The organism is Nocardia acididurans, assembly GCF_016741815.1.
Lineage (GTDB): Bacteria > Actinomycetota > Actinomycetes > Mycobacteriales > Mycobacteriaceae > Nocardia > Nocardia acididurans.
Map to the genome: position 1 here is coordinate 1 of NZ_JAERRJ010000063.1, position 422 is coordinate 422.

Consider the following 422-nt stretch of genomic DNA (forward strand, 5'->3'; position numbering starts at 1 on the left):
CGACGCGGCATGCCCTCGTTGCCCAGCCAGTGCTGGACCAGGAAGGTGGTGTGGAAGCCGATGAAGGTCGCCCAGAAGTGCCACTTGCCGAGGCGCTCGTCGAGCATGCGGCCGGTCATCTTCGGGAACCAGAAGTAGATGCCCGCGAAGGTCGCGAACACGATGGTGCCGAAGAGCACGTAGTGGAAGTGCGCCACCACGAAATACGTGTCGGAGACATGGAAGTCGATCGGCGGCGAGGCCAGGATGACGCCGGACAGGCCGCCGAAGAGGAACGTGATGAGGAACCCGACCGACCACAGCATCGGGGTTTCGAAGGTCAGCTGGCCGCGCCACATGGTGCCGATCCAGTTGAAGAACTTCACGCCGGTGGGCACCGCGATGAGGAAGGTCATGAACGAGAAGTACGGCAGCAGAACGGC

Annotated in this window: 1 protein-coding gene; it reads right to left on the reverse strand. The window is 62.8% G+C overall.

Features of this window, described 5'->3' with window-relative positions; translation table 11 throughout:
• On the reverse strand, window positions 1-422 hold a 422-nt coding region (locus JK358_RS38800), incomplete at both ends, for a cbb3-type cytochrome c oxidase subunit I (RefSeq protein ID WP_201958885.1).